Source organism: Clostridium cuniculi (genome assembly GCF_004353185.1).
GTDB lineage: Bacteria > Bacillota > Clostridia > Clostridiales > Clostridiaceae > Clostridium > Clostridium cuniculi.
The window spans coordinates 47,717-66,200 of record NZ_SMUS01000024.1 but is presented as its reverse complement, the minus strand read 5'-3'; the positions used below and the strand labels follow the sequence as shown (position 1 = coordinate 66,200).

Below are 18,484 nucleotides of genomic sequence, written 5' to 3'. Positions count from 1 at the left end.
GTGTGCCTCCGGGGAAGAGCCATATATTGGCTCTTCCCCGGAGGCACACCCATAAAATGTAAAAAATAAGAAGTGTAAATATTACACTTCTTATTTTATGTCAAATTATTCTACTACGCTTACTTTTAAAAGGTTAGTTGATCCAACTTGATCTAATCCAGCAGCTATTACAACTGTATCTCCAGATTTAGCGAATCCATTTTCAACTGCTAACTTAGTAGCATTAGCCATCATAGCATCTGTTGAATTTTGATCTTCAGCAACTACTGGGTATACTCCGAAGCAGAATGCTAAGCTCTTAGCAACTTTTTCACATGGAGTTACAGCTACGATTGGGCATTCTGGTCTGCATTGAGAAATTCTTCTTGCAGTTGATCCACTCTTAGTTGAAGAAACTATTGCAGCAGCTTTTAATTCATTAGCAGCATTGCAAGCAGCTCTTGAGATAACTCCTGATATAGCTGGAACGTGAGATTTAGCTTTAGAAACTGCAGTTTCGTAGTTTAATTTCTTTTCAGTTTCAGTAGCTATCTTAGCCATTGTTTGAACTGATTCTACTGGCCAATCTCCGTTAGCTGATTCTCCAGATAACATGATTGCATCTGTTCCATCTAATATAGCGTTAGCTACGTCTGAAACTTCTGCTCTTGTTGGTCTTGGGTTTCTCATCATTGAGTCTAACATTTGAGTTGCAGTTACAACTGGTTTTCCAGCAGCGTTACATTTTTCGATCATCATCTTTTGAACAGCTGGTAATTTTTCAAATGGAATTTCAACTCCTAGGTCTCCTCTAGCAACCATTAATCCATCAGAAACTGCTAATATTGAATCTATGTTATCAACACCTTCTTGGTTTTCGATTTTAGAGATAATTTGGATGTGTTCTCCACCATTTTCGTTTAATATTTGTCTGATTGTTTCAACGTCTGAAGCTTTTCTTATGAATGAAGCAGCAACAGCATTAACTCCGATTTCACAACCGAATTTTAAGTCAGCTATATCTTTTTCAGTTAAAGCTGGTAATTTTATTGAAACTCCTGGAACGTTAACTCCTTTGTGAGTTGCAACAAATCCTGTGTTTTGAACTGTACAGTGAATTTTATTTCCATCGATTGATTCAACAGTTAATCCTACTAAACCGTCATCTATAAGGATAGTATCTCCTGGTTTAACATCATTAGCTAATCCAGCATAAGTTACTGAACATTCTTCAGTATTTCCTATAACATCTCCACCTGCATGAACAGTAAATTTAGCACCTGCTTGTAATTCAACTTTCTTTGGTTCAAATTTACCAGTTCTTATTTCTGGTCCCTTTGTATCTAACATAACAGCGATTTCTTTGTTATGTTTTTTAGCTAATTCCTTAACTAAGTTGATTCTTCCTGCATGTTCTTCGTGATCTCCGTGAGAGAAGTTATGTCTTGAAACATTCATTCCTGCTTCAATTATTTGTGATAATATTTCTGGTTTTTCACTAGCTGGACCGATAGTGCAAATGATTTTAGTCTTTCTCATTTAAAACTCTCCTTTAATCTCTAAATTTAATGTATTTAAAATAAATTATTAGCGTATTTATTAAAATTATTTAGAAATCTCTTCTGAAATTTCATATAATTTTTCATCAAAAGTTCTATCTAAAGCTAAAGCTTCATCTATATCTTGATCAAATATTTGATTATCTTTGATACCAACAACTCTTGAAGTCTTACCTTCCATTAATAGTTCAATTGCTTTTGAACCCATTCTTGAAGCTAACACTCTATCGAAAGCACTTGGAGCTCCACCTCTTTGGATATGTCCTAAAACTGTTGCTCTTGTTTCGATTCCTGTTTGAGCTTCTACATATTTAGCTAATTCTGAAGCTCCACCAACACCTTCAGCAAGTAAAACTAAATTATGCATCTTTCCAGCTTTTTTACCTTCTAAGATAACTCTGCATAATTCATCTTTATCATAGCCTTTTTCTGGTGTGATTATATATTCAGCTCCACAAGCTACACCTGTATGAACAGCTATATCTCCACAATCTCTTCCCATAACTTCTACGATAGATACTCTTTCATGAGAAGTTGAAGTATCTCTAATTTTATCTATAGCATCAACTACAGTATTTAATGCTGTATCAAATCCTATTGTGTAATCAGTATAAGTTAAATCATTATCAATAGTTCCTGGTAAACCTATTGTTTTTACTCCTAACTTAGATAATAATTTAGCACCAGTGAAAGATCCATCTCCACCGATAACTACTAATGCATCTACACCATTATCTGCAAGAATTTGTGCAGCTTCTTTTCTTACTTCTTCTTGTTTAAATTCTACACATCTAGCAGTTCTTAAAATCGTACCGCCTCTTTGAATTATATCTGAAACTGATGATCTATTCATTGGGAATAACTCACCATTAATTAATCCAGCATATCCTCTTTGTACTCCCATAACTTCAATACCATTATGTATTGCAGTTCTTACTACCGCTCTTATTGCAGCGTTCATTCCTGGAGCATCTCCACCACTTGTTAAAACAGCTATTTTCTTCATAAAATATTCCTCCTCGATACTACTAAGGACTCTGCATGTCCACTCACTTTGAAATATTTGTTATCATATTACTATTTTGTTTATTGTTAAACTTTTTACCACCTTATTTATTTTACTTGTAAACTGATAGTAATGCAACTAAAATAAATGTACTTCTGTCTAAAATTATCGCTTATTTACCAAATCTATATGTCTATTTTGCCCTAAAATTATCGAAATTATATACAAATTATTAATTCCAATTTTATTCTTTGTAACTTTTTACATATACTATTTTACTACATTTTATGTGAAAATTCCGTAAATTTAAGAACTTTTTTTATTATTGTTATTTAATTAACATTTATTTTGTTGAAATTTTTTTATTTTTTTAAAAATTTTATTTTATAAAATATTCTTTCAATTTATTTTTTTGTGAAATCTTACAAATTTTATAAAAACAAAAAAATATCTTCACAATTTTTTTGTGAAGATATAAAAAAATTTTTATTTAAAATTTATTCAACTACTTTTACATTATCGTCTCCAAAAACTTTTTTTAATTCGAGAACAACATCTGTATTTAAATCTACCCACATATTTCTTGGCATTCTATAATTCTTTCTATCCTTTGAAGTAAATACATAAAGTGCAGAATCACCTTTATATTCACTTACAGTTTCTATTAACTTAGGCTTCATTTCTTTCGCTTTTTGTAAATCATCAACTCTTATATATAGTTTACTACTATTTACCTTTTCCAAGGGCTCTATACTCTCACAAATAAGCTTTGGTTCCTCATCTTCCTTTATACTAACTCTTCCATTAATAACAACCATTGAGTCTAAATTAATTAAATTTCTTACTTTATCTAAAGTTTTAGGGAATACTACAACTTCAATAACCCCTGTTAAATCTTCTAGTTTTAAAAAGGCCATTATTGAATTATTTCTAGTTACCTTTTGATTTACTTCTGCTAGTATTCCTCCAAGTATTACTCTCTGATTATCTTGAATTAAATTTTCATCATCACCTAATCCATCCATAATAGCTTCATATGATTGGAATATTGTTTCTATTGTAGTTGATGTCATCATCTTTAAGCTTTTTTCATATTCATCTAAAGGATGCCCTGATATATAAAGACCAGTCATTTCTTTTTCCATTGATAATAAATTATTTTTTGCAAATTCTTTTATATCTGGATATTTTACTTCTGGTGCCTTTATACTTTCATCTGCCATACCAAAAAGACTAATTTGACCATCTATATTTCTTTTTTTATCACTAGCCACACTATCCATTAACTTTTCATAAACAGCTAATAATTTTGATCTAAATATTTTAAATTCATCAAAAGCTCCTGCTTTTATTAAACTCTCTACAGCTCTTTTGTTTATTGTTGATAAGTCAATTTTATTTATAAAATCAACTAATGACTCGAATTTACCTTTACTTTTTCTAGCTTCAACTATTCCATCAACAACATTTAAACCAACATTTTTTATTGCTGCTAATCCAAATCTTATACTGTTTCCTTTAACAGTAAACTTTGAATAGCTTTCATTTATATTCGGTGGTAACACTTGTATACCTAAGCTTTCTGCAAACTTAGTGTAGTGTGCTACTTTTTCACTTATACCCATAACAGAATTAACCATTGCTGCTATAGTTTCTACTGGATAGTAATGCATTAAGTATGCTGTCTGATATCCTATTACTGCATAAGCTGCTGCCTTTACTACTCTTACTTTCATAAGCCTTTATATTAATAAAGTTGTAGTCTGGACTATACCATATACTAATTTAATTAGTATCTCCTATTATAGTCTCTGAGCGTCTTTCATAGTAATAATTCATTACCTTAGAAATTTCGTTGCTGATTATCCATTTTATTTTATCCAAAGAATAAAATAATTATACTTAGGGTCTCCCCATATATAATCTATTTAGTTTTTTCTGCATTTCTGCTACATTCACGCTTATCTTTTCAAATTACGTTGTAGTCTAAATAGCTTTAGGAACTTCCAGCAATTTAAGGAGTTTTCAATATAGATCTTTCTATATTGCCACACTTGCAAAATTATGGGATTTATTGAAAGCATACGAAGCAAAGTCCATCATCTGATCGAAAATTTCATTTGCTGCTTTTTCGCTTATACCATTTCTCAAACAACCTGGTACTTCTACATTACCATATTCATCTACTATTCCATATATAAAATTCTTTCTTTCTTGTTCCATAACACTGTGCTTTTTCTTTGACATGGCTCTTCTAACCATATCACTTCTACCTAAAGAGTATCCCCCTAGGTCTCTAACTATTTGCATAACTTGTTATAGTGATAGGTAACTCCACCTTCGTCTTAACGGTCAGGTTTTGTTTTCCCCCACTTCACACCGTACATGCGACTTTCACCGCATACGGCGTTCCATTAATTATTACAAATGTATTTCATTCTATCATATTTTCTTTTAAGATATAACGTTGCATCTTCATACATATATTTAAATAATTCTCTTGAAAATTTCTTTCCTCCAAGAAAATAATATACATTTTTGCTATGAGTATTAAATACTCTTAAATTTGATTTATTCAATTCGGCTAGAATATTATTTACTAAATTATTACTTCCTACAAATCCACTTCTACAATTTCTTATATCAGTTATACCATCTCCATCAAAAACTCCTCTAATAAAATCTCTTTTAAATTCCTTTGGAATGCTTTTAGGGAAGCATTCAAATCCTGTCTTTTGCGGTACAATACCATATTTCATCAGACTTTCACACATATGTTTTGAGGTCAAACTTACATAATAACTAGGATATTTTCCTTTTTTTAATTTCACCTTATTTGTAGATTTAATATATTTTAAAAACTGATTGATTAATTCTTTATCTTTATAAGAAATATGTATCTTTATAGAATATTGCCCATTATAAATACTTACATTTCCATCTGCCATTAACCATCCTAAAAAATACGCTTTATCAGATGAATCTATATTATCAAAATAATCTTCTCTTCCTATTTTAGATTTCGGGCCTCTATGGTTTAATTTATATCCATTTTCTCTTAATAAATAAGATACTATTCCTCTCTTCAAACCTAGCATTTTAGTAATTTCTATAGTATTAAAACCTTCATCATATAATTTTTTTATTTTATTAATAAATTCATCATTATAAATTTTATTATAACTTCCCCCATTCCTAATAGTTATATTGTTTTCTTTAAGCCATTTTCTTATAGTAGCTTCATTAGCCCCTATTATAGTAGATATTTTTTTTGCTGAATAACCAACTAAATAATATTCTATTGCCTTTTGTTTTATTTCCACGCTATATTTCATTTTAATCACCTCTAATTATATTATTTATTAAATAATTAGAGAACATACATTTGCTAAATTAACTATGCCCCTTCGCTCAATAAACATTACTTTATTTCATCACTACTACAGGCTGCTGTCCTTATTCTTAATGAATCATTTCCTATTCATTAGTAGCATCAACTTTCAACAATTTTATCATCTACTGAATAAGTTCAAACGTTCCTATCATTCTATCTTTACATATTAACTTAGGCTTTCTCTATAAACCGTCAAGTGCCTCTTCGCCATCTTAAGGTAAGCTAAAAGCAATTATTTTTTAATAATTATAATTTAAATAACCAAGAATACTTAAATTACACTTGAAATAAGTACTTTCTATTCGTACATTAATGGTTAACGATTTTTTTAACGAGAATTTCTTTCGTAGCCATATTAATTTTATAGACCCCCGATTACTTTTCTAACCACTTTTCAGGTCTGATTTTCACCGACTTCAACGAGCTTCATACATAATTATGTTGAACTAATTATGCATGTCGTAGTATTAGGGAAGAACTACCTTAATTAGTTCTTAAAAGGACTTTCACCTTTAACCTCAAATGATAAGTTAGATAAATATTTATCCCTACAATTTTAGACTACATTTCTATAGTTTTTGTTTTTGTAGAACGTTTCGCACCTTGATATACCATTACCCCATATGTGACATCCAGTATACTTTCAAGTTCTGGAGTCTCATAATGCACACTGTCTTTATTTCTTTTACCCTCTATATATCTTGGAATTTCTGACATTGGTCCCGGTCTATATAATGATATTCCGGCTATAATATCTTCCAAGCAGTCAGGTTTAAGTTCCTTCATGAATGATGTCATTCCTGGAGATTCTAACTGGAATACACCAGCTGTTTTTCCTTCACCAATCATGTTATAAACATTTTTATCTTCAAAATCTATTTTATCTAAATCTATATCTATTCCTCTATTTTCTTTAATCATCTTAACAGCATCACTCATAACTGTTAAAGTTCTTAAGCCAAGGAAATCCATCTTTAGAAGTCCAAGCTCTTCTAATGTTGTCATATCAAATTGGGTTACTATCATATCTTCATTTCTTTGAAGTGGTACATATTCAACTAATGGTTTTGATGCTATAACTACACCAGCTGCATGAGTTGATGAATGTCTTGGTAACCCTTCTAGAGTTTTACTAACATCTATTAATGTTTTTACTCTATCTTCATTATCATATGCTGCTTTAAGCTCAGGATTTAAATCTAATGCCTTTTCTATGGTTATTCCAAGCATTGTAGGAATCATTTTAGCTATTCTATCAACTTCTGCATATGAGTAATTCATAGCTCTTCCTACGTCTCTTAAACACAACCTAGCTGCCATTGTACCAAAGGTAATTATCTGTGATACATTTTTAACTCCATATTTTTCAACAACATAATCAATTACTTCCTGTCTTCTCTCATAACAAAAATCCGAATCTATATCAGGCATACTTACTCTTTCAGGATTTAAGAACATTAATTATTATCCGTAGGCTCTTTATCCTACGCTCTGGAGGTTTCCCTCATTTTCATCAGATAGTCTTTTCTATCTCAGTTTGGACTATATCATCATGTTAATTTACATGTTGGGCACTCATGGAGGAGATTATTGTCTAGCTACTCACCCCTCTAGTCTCTGAACCTTTCTGGTACTTTATCTGCCATTCCCAGACTTGGCTGCTGATTAGCATGCTATATTAAATAGTTTAGCCTTCCAGCAATTCACCCAATTTAAACAGCGCATCTTTCTACGCTCAAAAAGTAAGCTATACTTTATCGGATTTATTTTTGTTATTCCCAGGGTATATGCAACTATTGACCCAGCTGCTGATCCACGACCTGGTCCAGTTGGTATCCCATGATCATTTGAGTACTTAATAAAATCCCAAGTAATCAAGAAATAATCAACATATCCCATTTGATTAATTACACCAAGCTCATAGTTTAGTCTATCAACATATTCCTTTGCTTCCTCATTAGTTTCTGCAAAGTCCTTTATATCTTGAACATTGATTAATTTATCCCTAAACTGTTCAAAGACATCATATCTTTCAACTAACCCTTCAAAACACACCTCTTCAAGATAATCAAAGTGAGTTTTATATTCCTGTGGAACTGGGAAATTCGGTAACTTAGAAACATGGAACTCATAATCAAAATTACATTCATCAGCAATCTTAATTGTATTCTCCAATGCTTCAGGAACATAAGAGAACATATCCCACATTTCCTCTGGAGACTTTAAGTAGAACTGATCTGAAGGATATCTTCTTCTATTTTGATCTTCTACAGTCTTCCCTGTTTGAATACACATTAAAATATCATGAGCCTTTGAATCTTCCTGATTAATATAATGGACATCATTAGTTGCAATTAAAGGAATTCCAGTTTCCCTAGATAACTTAATATTACCTTCTGTAACCTTTCTTTGCTCCTCCATTCCATGGTCTTGTATTTCTAAATAAAAACCATCTTTAAAGATATCCTTATACATTAAGGCAACTTCTTTTGCCTTTTCATAGTCTTCTCTTAATAAATTCTTTTGTACTTCTCCACCAAGACAAGCACTTAAAGCAATTAAACCTTCACTATGCTTTCTTAAGAAATCATGGTCAACTCTTGGCTTATAGTAAAATCCATCAATAGATGCTGCTGATACTATTTCCATTAGATTTTCATAACCAACTTCATTTTTTACTAATAAAACTAAGTGATATGTACCATTATCCTTATCATTAATTTTAATATTCATAGACTTGCTTGCTACATATACTTCACAACCAAGTATAGGTTTAATACCTTGTGCTATAGCTTCTTTGTAGAATGCAACACATCCATACATAACACCATGATCAGTAATGGCTATGCTATCCATTCCAAGCTCTTTTGCTCTACTAATAACTTTCTTAATTTTAGCTGAGCTATCAAGCAAACTATATTCAGTATGTAAGTGGAGATGACAGAACTTTTTATTTTCCAATAAGACACCCCCTTATTATGATTATTTACTAAAAATTTTAAACTATTAAATGCACTATTACAATTACTTATATAACTTTAAGGCCTGCCGTAGCAGACCTTATTAAAAAAACTATATTTAAATTATTGACTATTTAGTAGTTTCCACTCCTAATTTCTTCAGCTATCTTTTCTATTTTTCTTAACCTATGGTTTATTCCTGATTTACCTACTGGAGGATCTAGCATTTCTCCTAATTCCTTAAGTGATTCATCTGGATAACTTAATCTAAGCTCTGCAACTTCTTGAAGATTTTTAGGTAATCTTTGAAGTCCTATACTATTTTGTATAAGCTTTATACTTTCAACTTGTCTTACTGCTGCATTAACTGTTTTACTTAAATTTGCAGTTTCACAATTAACAAGTCTGTTTACGTTGTTTCTCATTTCCTTCATTATTCTTATATTCTCAAGTTCAAGTAATGAAGTATGAGCTCCAACAATGTTTAGAAGATCAACTATTTGCTCACCTTCTTTTATATATATTATAAAGCTATTTTTTCTTTGAATAACCTTTGAATTTAATCCAAAGGAATTAATAAGCTTAGATAAATCTTGTGCATACTCCTCACTATGAGTTACAAACTCTAAATGATATGTCTTTTCAGGATTAGTTACACTTCCTCCACCAATGAATGCTCCTCTTATATAAGCCTTCTTATACTCTTCTTTTTTCACCATTTCAGGATCTATTTTATAATCAATAGTTAATACCCCATCTATTTCTCTAAAGATACCTGTTTCTTGAAGTAGGTCCCTAACCCCCATATCTTCCTCAATTAAAACCATGTATATATTGTTTTTCTTTAAAGAGTTACTCTTTTTAACCATTAATTTAGAGTGTATATTAAAGTGTTCCTTTAGTATAGTGAATATATGTCTTGCTGAAGCTGGATTTTCTGTTGTAATTCTAAAGCTAAGACCCTTCCCACTAAATCCTATTGTTCCACTACCTTTCATTATTGCTGAAAGCTCTGCTAATGCTTCCTCTTTAGATATATCAGTATATCTACATATTTCTCCTTTTACTTTCGCTGAAAACGACATAAATTCTTCTCCTAACTAACTATAAATGTATACTTCATTATACCATAAACTGTGCCGTATGTGTCATAATATAATACTGGAAAATAAATAGACCATATCAAAAAATTTTGATACAGCCTAATATTTTTATTTTTTATTTCCTATCTTTTTAGATAAATACATGTACTCTATAATCTTCCTTTTATCATAAAGTAATTTCTTATCTAAAATAGTTGTCATTAGAACCTGTGCTAAATGCTCAGAATCATGCTTTACATATCCCTTAGTTATCTTAACTAAGTCAGTCTCAACTACTTTTACATTTAAATCCTCTATGTTCTCATAGTCTAGTTTTACTAATTTAGAACCTTCACTTAAATATCTTTCTTCTATATCTTTAGGAATTGTCCCATTATTTGCAATAACATATTGAACACTATTTTTCCCACTATACTTCATTAATGTCTTTATATGATCAGATACTGCAAAATCATCAGTTTCACCTGGTTGAGTCATTACATTAGATATATATATCTTTATTGCATCACTCTTATTTATTCCTTCAACTATATCTTCAACTAATAGATTTGGTATTATACTAGTATAAAGACTTCCAGGTCCCATAACAATAGCATCAGCTTCTTTAATAGCTATAAGTGCATCCATCAACGGCTTAGCTCTTTCTGGATCAATTCTTAATTGTTTTATTTTACTTTTTTGTTTTATAACTTCTTCTGGAATTATAGATTCACCTTCTACTACACTTCCATTTTCAAGTTCTGCTATAAGCTTCATATCATCAAGTGTAACAGGTAATACCTTTCCTGTTACTGCAAGTACTGAACTCATTTTTTGTACAGCATCTTCAAAATTATCACTTATTCCTGCCATTGCAGCTAAGAATAAATTACCAAAGTTCTGTCCTTTTAATGAACCCTCTTTAAATCTATACTGAAGTAAATCTTCCATAATAGGCTCAGTATCAGCTAGTGCTAAAATACAGTTACGTATATCCCCTGGAGGAAGCATTCCAAGGTCTGCTCTAAGCTTTCCTGATCCTCCTCCATCATCTCCAACTGTTACTATTGCAGTTATATTATTTGTGTATAACTTTAATCCTCTCAACATTGTAGATAATCCTGTTCCTCCACCAATAACAACTACTTTAGGACCACCTACATGAACTCTCTTCTCATCTACAAGTTCTTCTATATTCTTATCATTTATTGTTATTTTAACCTTTTCAGAATTTATTAAAGAAATAAATGACTTAACAAATTCAGAAAATGCTATATACATTATTACGATTCCAATTAAACTTAAAAATAAATATAAAAGTCTTATAGTGCCGTTATAATCTTTATTTGAAAAAATCTCAACAACACCTAATACAAGTATCACTACCCCAATGAACCCAAGGAATATCCATCTTTTCATTCTTATTCCCGGCTTCATTAAAAAATCCATTATCATAGTTTTTTATCCCCTTTATGAACATCCTCTTTAATATCTCTATGTTCAATATATACATTATAGTTCTTATCATATAAATTCTCATAAATTTGATTCGCTATAGCTACTGATCTATGTCTTCCACCTGTACATCCTATTGAAATAATAAGTTGTCTCTTTCCTTCTTTTTGGTAATTAGGAATTAAAAACTCTAGCATATCATTTATTTTTTCTAAGAATGATTTAGTTTCATCTTGCTTTAATACATAATCTCTAACTGGTGTGTCTAATCCAGAAAATGGCTTTAACTCTGGTATATAAAATGGATTTGGTATAAACCTAACATCAAATACTAAATCAGAATCAACTGGTATACCATACTTGAAGCCAAAGCTTAATATAGTAATTGATAATTGCTTTTCAGGTAATGTTTCATCTCCAAAATACTTAGTCATTTCTTCTCTCAAATCACCTATTTTATATTTTGAAGTATCGATTATAATATCTGATTTATCTTTAACTTCTCTTAGTTTCTCTCTTTCCAATTCTATTCCAGTTATTACTCTTCCTCCACCTGATAATGGATGACTTCTTCTCTTTTCTTTAAATCTCTTTACAAGCACTTCATCAGTTGCATCTAAGAATAATATTTCATATTTAAATTGTTCTTTTTCTAAATCTTTTAAGCTTTGGAATAGATCATTAAAGAATACTCCACCTCTTATATCTATAACTAATGCAACTTTATCTATTTTTCCATCACTTTGTCTACATGCTTCTGCAAATTTTGTTATTAATGTTGGTGGAAGATTATCTACACAAAAATACCCCATATCTTCTAAACTTTTAGTAGCTTCTGATTTACCTGCTCCTGATAATCCCGTAACTATAATAAATCTCATGTCATACCTCCAAAAATCTATTTATTAATGTCGAAAGCACATTATCAATTTATATTGAATTTCAAAAGTTCAATAACCAAATTGAAGTTTATAATTTTACTTTAAAGTAACTTATTTCAATTATATCATATATATAAAAAAAAGAAGCTACCAATTGGTAACTTCTTATTCTTCACCTATTATTCTTACTTCTGTATGAAGATCAACTCCAAATTGCTTTTTAACTTCATCTTGAATATGCTCTATTAAATCAGTAATATCTTTAGCTGTAGCATTTCCCTTATTAATTACAAATCCTGAATGCTTTTCTGAAACGGCTGCTCCACCTATAGAATATCCCTTTAATCCAGCATCTTGAATAAGTTTACCAGCAAAATACCCTGTTGGTCTTTTAAATGTACTTCCTGCTGATGGGTATTCAAGTGGTTGCTTAGACTCTCTTTTATTAGTTAAATCATCAACTAATTCCTTAATAGTTTTTACTTGGCCTTTTTTTAGTTTAAATACAGCTGACAATACTATATATCCCTTCTTCATAACTAAAGAAGATCTATATCCAAAATCTAATTCTTCATTTGTAAGGTTTATTATATTACAATTTTCATCAATTACTTCAGCACTTTCAACAACATGTGCAATTTCTCCATCATAAGCACCAGCATTCATAAATACTGCTCCACCAATAGTTCCTGGTATTCCACATGCAAATTCAAATCCAGTTAATGAATTTTCCATAGCTTTATCAGAAACTTCTTTTAACATTGCACCACACTCTGCTTCAATTCTCTCATCATTTACAGTTACATTGTGAACGCCTTTTAGTGATATAACAACGCCTCTAAATCCACCATCTCTAACTAATATGTTAGATCCATTACCAATAACATAAACAGGAATATTATTTTCTCTACAAATACAAATACTCTTCTTTACCTGTTCCTTTGAATCTGGAATTAATAATATATCTGCTGGTCCTCCAACTTTAAAATTAACATAACCACTTAATTTCTCATCTATTTTAATATTATCTTCATTGTAAAATTCCCTAAATAGCCCTACAAATTTACCGTATTTATTCATGATAAGCTCCTTAAAACATAAAATATTTACAGTTTAATAGTATAAAGTATATTATCCTATTAAACAAGTGATTTTCTTTTAATTATTGCCATTAAAGTAAATATAAATACTTTCTGCCGATTTTTTATCTATAGATGGTACTTCTAGTAGCTCTTCCACTGTTGCTTTTTTAATATTATCTACACTTCCAAACTTCATTAATAAAGCTCTTCTTCTCTTTTCTCCAACATTAGGTATATCATCTAGAATAGAATGTAAAGTCCTCTTATCTCTTAAGCTTCTATGATATGTTATTGCAAATCTATGAACTTCATCCTGTATTCTTCTTATTAACTGCATTAAATTTGAGCTTCTATTAATTATTAACTCTTTATTATTATATACTATCCCCCTAGTTTGGTGTTTATCATCCTTAACCAAACCGCATACTGGAATATTTATATTTAAACTTTCTAATACCTCTAAAGCTATATTTACTTGTCCTTTACCACCATCCATCATTATTAAATCAGGAAAGTTAGAAAATTTACCTGCAGATAGCTTTAAATTTCTCTCTTGAATGGCTTTTATTTCTTCAAGGCCATGATTAAATCTTCTAGTTAAAATTTCTCTCATACTATCATAATCATTAGCACCTTTTACAGTTTTTATTTTAAATCTTCTATAATCGCTATTTTTTGATCTTCCTTCTTCAAATACAACCATTGTTCCTACTGAATCCACACCTTGAATATTAGATATGTCATATGCTTCTATTCTAGCTGGCCACTCATCAAGCTCTAATAAATCTTGAAGTTCTTGTAATGCTATTCTATTTATCTCTTTATCCTTTAAATATTTATCCTTAAATTTCTCTAAGGTTATTTTAGCGTTATTCTTAACCATTTCTAACATATCTTTTTTCTGTCCTTTTTGTGGAACTTTAAGCCATACCTTAGATCCTCTTTTTATAGTTAAATACTCTTCCATTAATTCTGCTTCATTAACTTCAGGAACATATATTGTTTTAGGAACTTTAGCTGTGCCACCATAAAATGATGCTATAAATTCCTCTAATATCTCTGCTATGCTTTCATTTGCTGTATTTTCAAATATAAAGTGTTCTCTTCCAAGTATCTTTCCATCTCTAGAGAAAAATACTTGAATACAACTATCCTTTTCATCTTGATAAATATTTATAAAATCTTCATCACCTTCCATAGTCTTAAATATCTTTTGTTTTTCAACTATGGCTTCTATTGCTAATATTTTATCTCTTAATGATGCAGCCTTTTCAAACTCTAAATTTTCTGCTGCATTTTCCATTTCTGTTTTAAGCATTTTAGTAAGATAAGTTTCTTTTCCACTTAAAATATCAATTATGTCACTTATCATCTTTCCATACTCTTCTTTACCTATGTGTCCTCCACAGGGACCAAAACATTTCTTTATGTGATAATTTAAGCATGGTCTCACTGCTTCTCCATTTTCCTTAATTGCTAATTTGCATGTTCTTAAAGGGAATATTTTATATATTAAATTTATGGTTTCATATACTGCTGCTCCATTAGTATATGGTCCAAAATACTTACTTCCATCCTTAGCAAAATTTCTAGTTACAAAAACTCTAGGAAAGTCATCCTTTGTAGTTATTTTTATAAAAGGATAGAATTTATCATCTTTTAACAAGATATTATACTTAGGACTATATTTCTTTATTAAGTTACATTCTAAAATAAGTGCTTCCATTTCTGAATCTGTAACTATATACTCAAATTCGGCAATATTCTTTACCATAACCCTTACTTTTTCAGAATGATTCTTTGAATTTTGAAAATAACTTTTTACTCTATTTTTTAAAATCTTTGCTTTTCCAACATAAACAACTTCACCTAATGAATTCTTCATTAGATAAACTCCAGGTTTATCCGGTAAATTTTTTAGATGATACTCAAAATCAAACATCTTACTCCCCTTTCTTATGTAAAAAAAATTAAGAGTTAAGATTTAATAGTTAAAAGTTAAAGGATGAACTCCATAAGGAATTTCTTAGATACTCTTCTTTATAAATTCAGTTAAATCTGAATTTTACCCTAAACTCTTAACTCTCTTTCTTAACTCTTAACTCATCTAAATTAACATTTATCTATTAAGTCTATTTATTATATATTCTTAAATTATTAACTTTAATATCCTAAAACTGCTTGCCTAACAACTTTACTAGCTACTGTTGCCGCTGCTCCTGAACCAGTACCACCATTTTCAACAATTACTGCAACTGCTATTTGTGGGTCATCCATTGGTGCTGCTGCTATAAACCAACTGTGTGGAGTCGCTTCAGTTCCATCTGCTAAAGTATAGTCTGCTGTACCAGTTTTTCCTCCAGCATTAGTTCCCTTAAATGCTGGCCATTTACTTAAATTACTATTAACTAAATTAGTCATATAATCTTGAATTGTTTCTGCAATATCACTAGACATAACTTGCTTCAATTCTTTACTATCTATAGTTTTTATTACATTTTGATCTTTATCAACAATTGAATTAACTAATTTAGGTTGCATCATAACACCATCATTAGCTACTGTAGCTGCTACTAAAGCCATTTGCATAGGTGTAGATAAAACACTTCCTTGCCCTATTCCACTTTGAGCTATATTACCCACTTCTGAACTATCTAATGATGGGAATCTACTTGCCGTTATAGATACTCCTGGACCAGTTATTACTGAATTAAATCCATAATCTTCTGCTGTAGCTTTTAATGCATCATTACCTAATTCCATTGCTAATGTACCAAATACAACGTTACTTGATACCTTATATGCTTGTTTTAAATCTATTGAACCATATACATTATTACCAAAGTTACTTAAAGTTCTTCCATCTTGGAATTTTATCTTACCATCATCCTCAAAAGTTCTGCTAGTTACTGATGATATATTTTTTAAAGCACTTGTTAATGTAACAGTCTTAAATACAGAACCTGGAGGATAAAGTCCATTTATAGCTCTATTAATTAATGGTGTATCATCTGCACTACCACTATTAGCTTTATTCATTTCATCAGCTAAATTATTAGGATTAAATGTAGGTTTTGATACCATTGCTAATATTTCTCCTGTTTTAGGATTTAATGCAACAACAGCTCCCTTATTATCTCCTAATGCATCTGATGCTACTTGTTGTAATGTTGTATCTAAAGTTGTTACAACACCATTTCCAACCTTATCATCTTCCTTTGTTAATTCATCAAAATTAATTTCATCCATGAATGCTTTAAAATTACTTGAAAAATTAAAACTTCCTGTATTAGCTTTATCATTCTTTATGTTTTCTATAAGACCTTTTACATCAATACTATCTAAGAACTGTCTAAAGTTATTTCCAAAAGCATTATAAGTAGTTAATTCACTATCATACTCTTCCTCTAAACCAGTGGTTCCATAAACAGCACTTGTATATCCTAATGCATGCACATATAAATCATCATATAAGTAATCTCTTTTTTGAGATGTTTCATTTACTCTCTCACTAGTTGTTAGAGGATTTCCATCTCTATCATAAATAGTTCCTCTTAAAACTTCATTTTTTACAGCAATAACTCTTGTATTTCCTGGCATCTCATTAATCTTAGGACTCTTAATCAACTGGAAATAAGCAATATAGGATATTAATGCTATAAAGAAAACTAAGAATACAGTCATTACGTTTTTAACACTTCTTGCTAAATCATTCATATCCTTATGCCTCCTCTGATATCTTTTGCAATATTCCTAAAGCAAAGAATATTGTTAATACTGACGAACCACCATAGCTTATAATAGGCAATGTTATCCCCGTTAGTGGAATAACTGCAAAGATTCCTCCTATTATAACTAATGTTTGGCAAGCTATCATTGTACTAAATCCAACAGCTATTAATTGTGAATACTTATCATCTGTAACAAATGCAGCTCTTATACCCCTATAGAATAATAAGAAGTATATTATCATTAGTCCAATTGCAAATATTATTCCAAACTCTTCACAAATAATTGCATATATCATATCACTTTCTTTAACTGGTAAGTTTTGAAAATGACCTTGCCCTAATCCAACACCAAATAATCCTCCAGCTGCAATTGAATACATTCCTTCAACTATTTGATAGGATTCTCCTAAGGCATATTTCCATGGATCTAGCCAAATCATAACTCTTTCTCTTACGTGTCCAAACATTGAATAACCAGCAACTGATCCAACAGCTGCTAAACCTAATGCTGTAAATACATACTTTTTCTTTGATGTTGCAACATATAATAATGTTATTGAAATACCAAAGAATATTAATGCACTTCCTAAATCTCTTTGAAGTACCATACATCCCATAGAAAACCCTGCTACTAATGCTGGTTGCCATAACTCTTTAAATTCTTCTTTGAAGCTCTTCTTATTTTCATATGTAGCTAAAGCTGAAGCTAAATATAACACAAGAGCTATTTTACCAAACTCTGATGGTTGAAAAGAAATGACTTTTCCTATTATAATCCAGTTCTTCGCACCATATAATTCTGTACCAAATAGTAATGCCAATGGCATTAATGCCAATGTTATTATCATATATACATTTTTATATTTTGCAAAGCTCCTTAAATCAGGTAAAATTACTACAATTAAAATATAGGAAACTATACCTATAGCAATCCATACTAATTGCTTAATTGCAGTTACTCTGTTTATTCTATATAATGTTGCTACTCCTACTACCGCCAATATACTTGCAAAAATTAGTATAAATTTATCTCCATCTGGATAAAATCTTCTAATTACAAAGTGGGAATAGCCTATTAAAACACATAAGACTACTCCCATTATTAATGCAAATGTATCAAAAGGTTTTTGTAAAAACCCTAAGGTTGTGAACAGTAGTAAGCATAGCAGATATACTAATCTAAGTAATCTTTTTTCACGCTTTAATGCTTTCATAAATCCACCTCTAATTATTTAAATGAAACATCTTTTCCTATCGTCTAAGATGTAAGTTCAACTATCTAAATCACAGATTTAGAGTTTCACTTAAATGAAACATCTTTTCCTATCGTCTAAGATGTAAGTTCAACTATCTAA

At 30.3% G+C, this 18,484-nt stretch carries 10 protein-coding genes and 4 pseudogenes; all 14 read right to left on the bottom strand.

What is annotated here, in order from left to right; genetic code table 11:
• Positions 1 to 105: 105 nt before the first annotated feature.
• The 14 genes and pseudogenes from pyk to EJJ37_RS12710 all read right to left on the bottom strand — a co-directional run bounded on the left by pyk (position 106) and on the right by EJJ37_RS12710 (position 18,343).
• On the bottom strand, positions 106 to 1,518 hold the full coding sequence (gene pyk, locus EJJ37_RS12775; RefSeq protein ID WP_133015963.1) for a pyruvate kinase: 1,413 nt from the start codon (positions 1,516 to 1,518) through the stop codon (positions 106 to 108).
• 66 nt (positions 1,519 to 1,584) lie between these two features.
• Positions 1,585 to 2,544, bottom strand: a complete 960-nt coding sequence (gene pfkA / locus EJJ37_RS12770) for a 6-phosphofructokinase (protein WP_133015962.1) — start codon at positions 2,542 to 2,544, stop codon at positions 1,585 to 1,587.
• Between the two features lie 497 nt (positions 2,545 to 3,041).
• A pseudogene (locus EJJ37_RS12765) lies at positions 3,042 to 4,259 on the bottom strand (helix-hairpin-helix domain-containing protein); the annotation flags it as partial.
• Positions 4,260 to 4,587: 328 nt separating this feature from the next.
• Positions 4,588 to 4,860, bottom strand: a pseudogene (locus EJJ37_RS12760) (hypothetical protein); the annotation flags it as partial.
• 98 nt (positions 4,861 to 4,958) lie between these two features.
• Positions 4,959 to 5,879, bottom strand: coding sequence for a terminase gpP N-terminus-related DNA-binding protein (locus tag EJJ37_RS12755; protein ID WP_207751639.1), 921 nt, complete (start codon positions 5,877 to 5,879; stop codon positions 4,959 to 4,961).
• A 662-nt stretch (positions 5,880 to 6,541) separates the two neighbouring features.
• Positions 6,542 to 7,396: pseudogene (locus EJJ37_RS12750) on the bottom strand (DNA polymerase III subunit alpha); the annotation flags it as partial.
• A 276-nt stretch (positions 7,397 to 7,672) separates the two neighbouring features.
• Positions 7,673 to 8,899 (bottom strand): annotated as a pseudogene (gene dnaE / locus EJJ37_RS12745) (DNA polymerase III subunit alpha); the annotation flags it as partial.
• Between the two features lie 133 nt (positions 8,900 to 9,032).
• Positions 9,033 to 9,983 (bottom strand): DNA-binding protein WhiA, encoded by a 951-nt coding sequence (gene whiA / locus EJJ37_RS12740; RefSeq protein ID WP_133015961.1) that lies wholly within the window; start codon positions 9,981 to 9,983, stop codon positions 9,033 to 9,035.
• 126 nt (positions 9,984 to 10,109) lie between these two features.
• Positions 10,110 to 11,435, bottom strand: a complete 1,326-nt coding sequence (locus EJJ37_RS12735; RefSeq protein WP_133015960.1) for a gluconeogenesis factor YvcK family protein — start codon at positions 11,433 to 11,435, stop codon at positions 10,110 to 10,112.
• A complete protein-coding gene (rapZ, locus tag EJJ37_RS12730) occupies positions 11,432 to 12,316 on the bottom strand; it encodes an RNase adapter RapZ (RefSeq protein ID WP_133015959.1) in 885 nt (294 codons plus the stop codon). The genes EJJ37_RS12735 and rapZ overlap by 4 nt, the downstream gene beginning before the upstream one ends.
• A 165-nt stretch (positions 12,317 to 12,481) precedes the next feature.
• Positions 12,482 to 13,396 carry a UDP-N-acetylmuramate dehydrogenase gene (gene murB, locus EJJ37_RS12725; protein WP_133015958.1) on the bottom strand — a complete coding sequence of 305 codons (915 nt, stop codon included), beginning with the start codon at positions 13,394 to 13,396 and terminating at the stop codon, positions 12,482 to 12,484.
• 78 nt (positions 13,397 to 13,474) lie between these two features.
• Positions 13,475 to 15,340 carry an excinuclease ABC subunit UvrC gene (uvrC, locus tag EJJ37_RS12720; protein ID WP_133015957.1) on the bottom strand — a complete coding sequence of 622 codons (1,866 nt, stop codon included), beginning with the start codon at positions 15,338 to 15,340 and terminating at the stop codon, positions 13,475 to 13,477.
• Between the two features lie 221 nt (positions 15,341 to 15,561).
• Positions 15,562 to 17,115 carry a peptidoglycan D,D-transpeptidase FtsI family protein gene (locus EJJ37_RS12715; protein ID WP_133015956.1) on the bottom strand — a complete coding sequence of 518 codons (1,554 nt, stop codon included), beginning with the start codon at positions 17,113 to 17,115 and terminating at the stop codon, positions 15,562 to 15,564.
• 4 nt (positions 17,116 to 17,119) lie between these two features.
• On the bottom strand, positions 17,120 to 18,343 hold the full coding sequence (locus tag EJJ37_RS12710) for an FtsW/RodA/SpoVE family cell cycle protein (protein ID WP_133015955.1): 1,224 nt from the start codon (positions 18,341 to 18,343) through the stop codon (positions 17,120 to 17,122).
• Between the last annotated feature and the right edge of the window lie 141 nt (positions 18,344 to 18,484).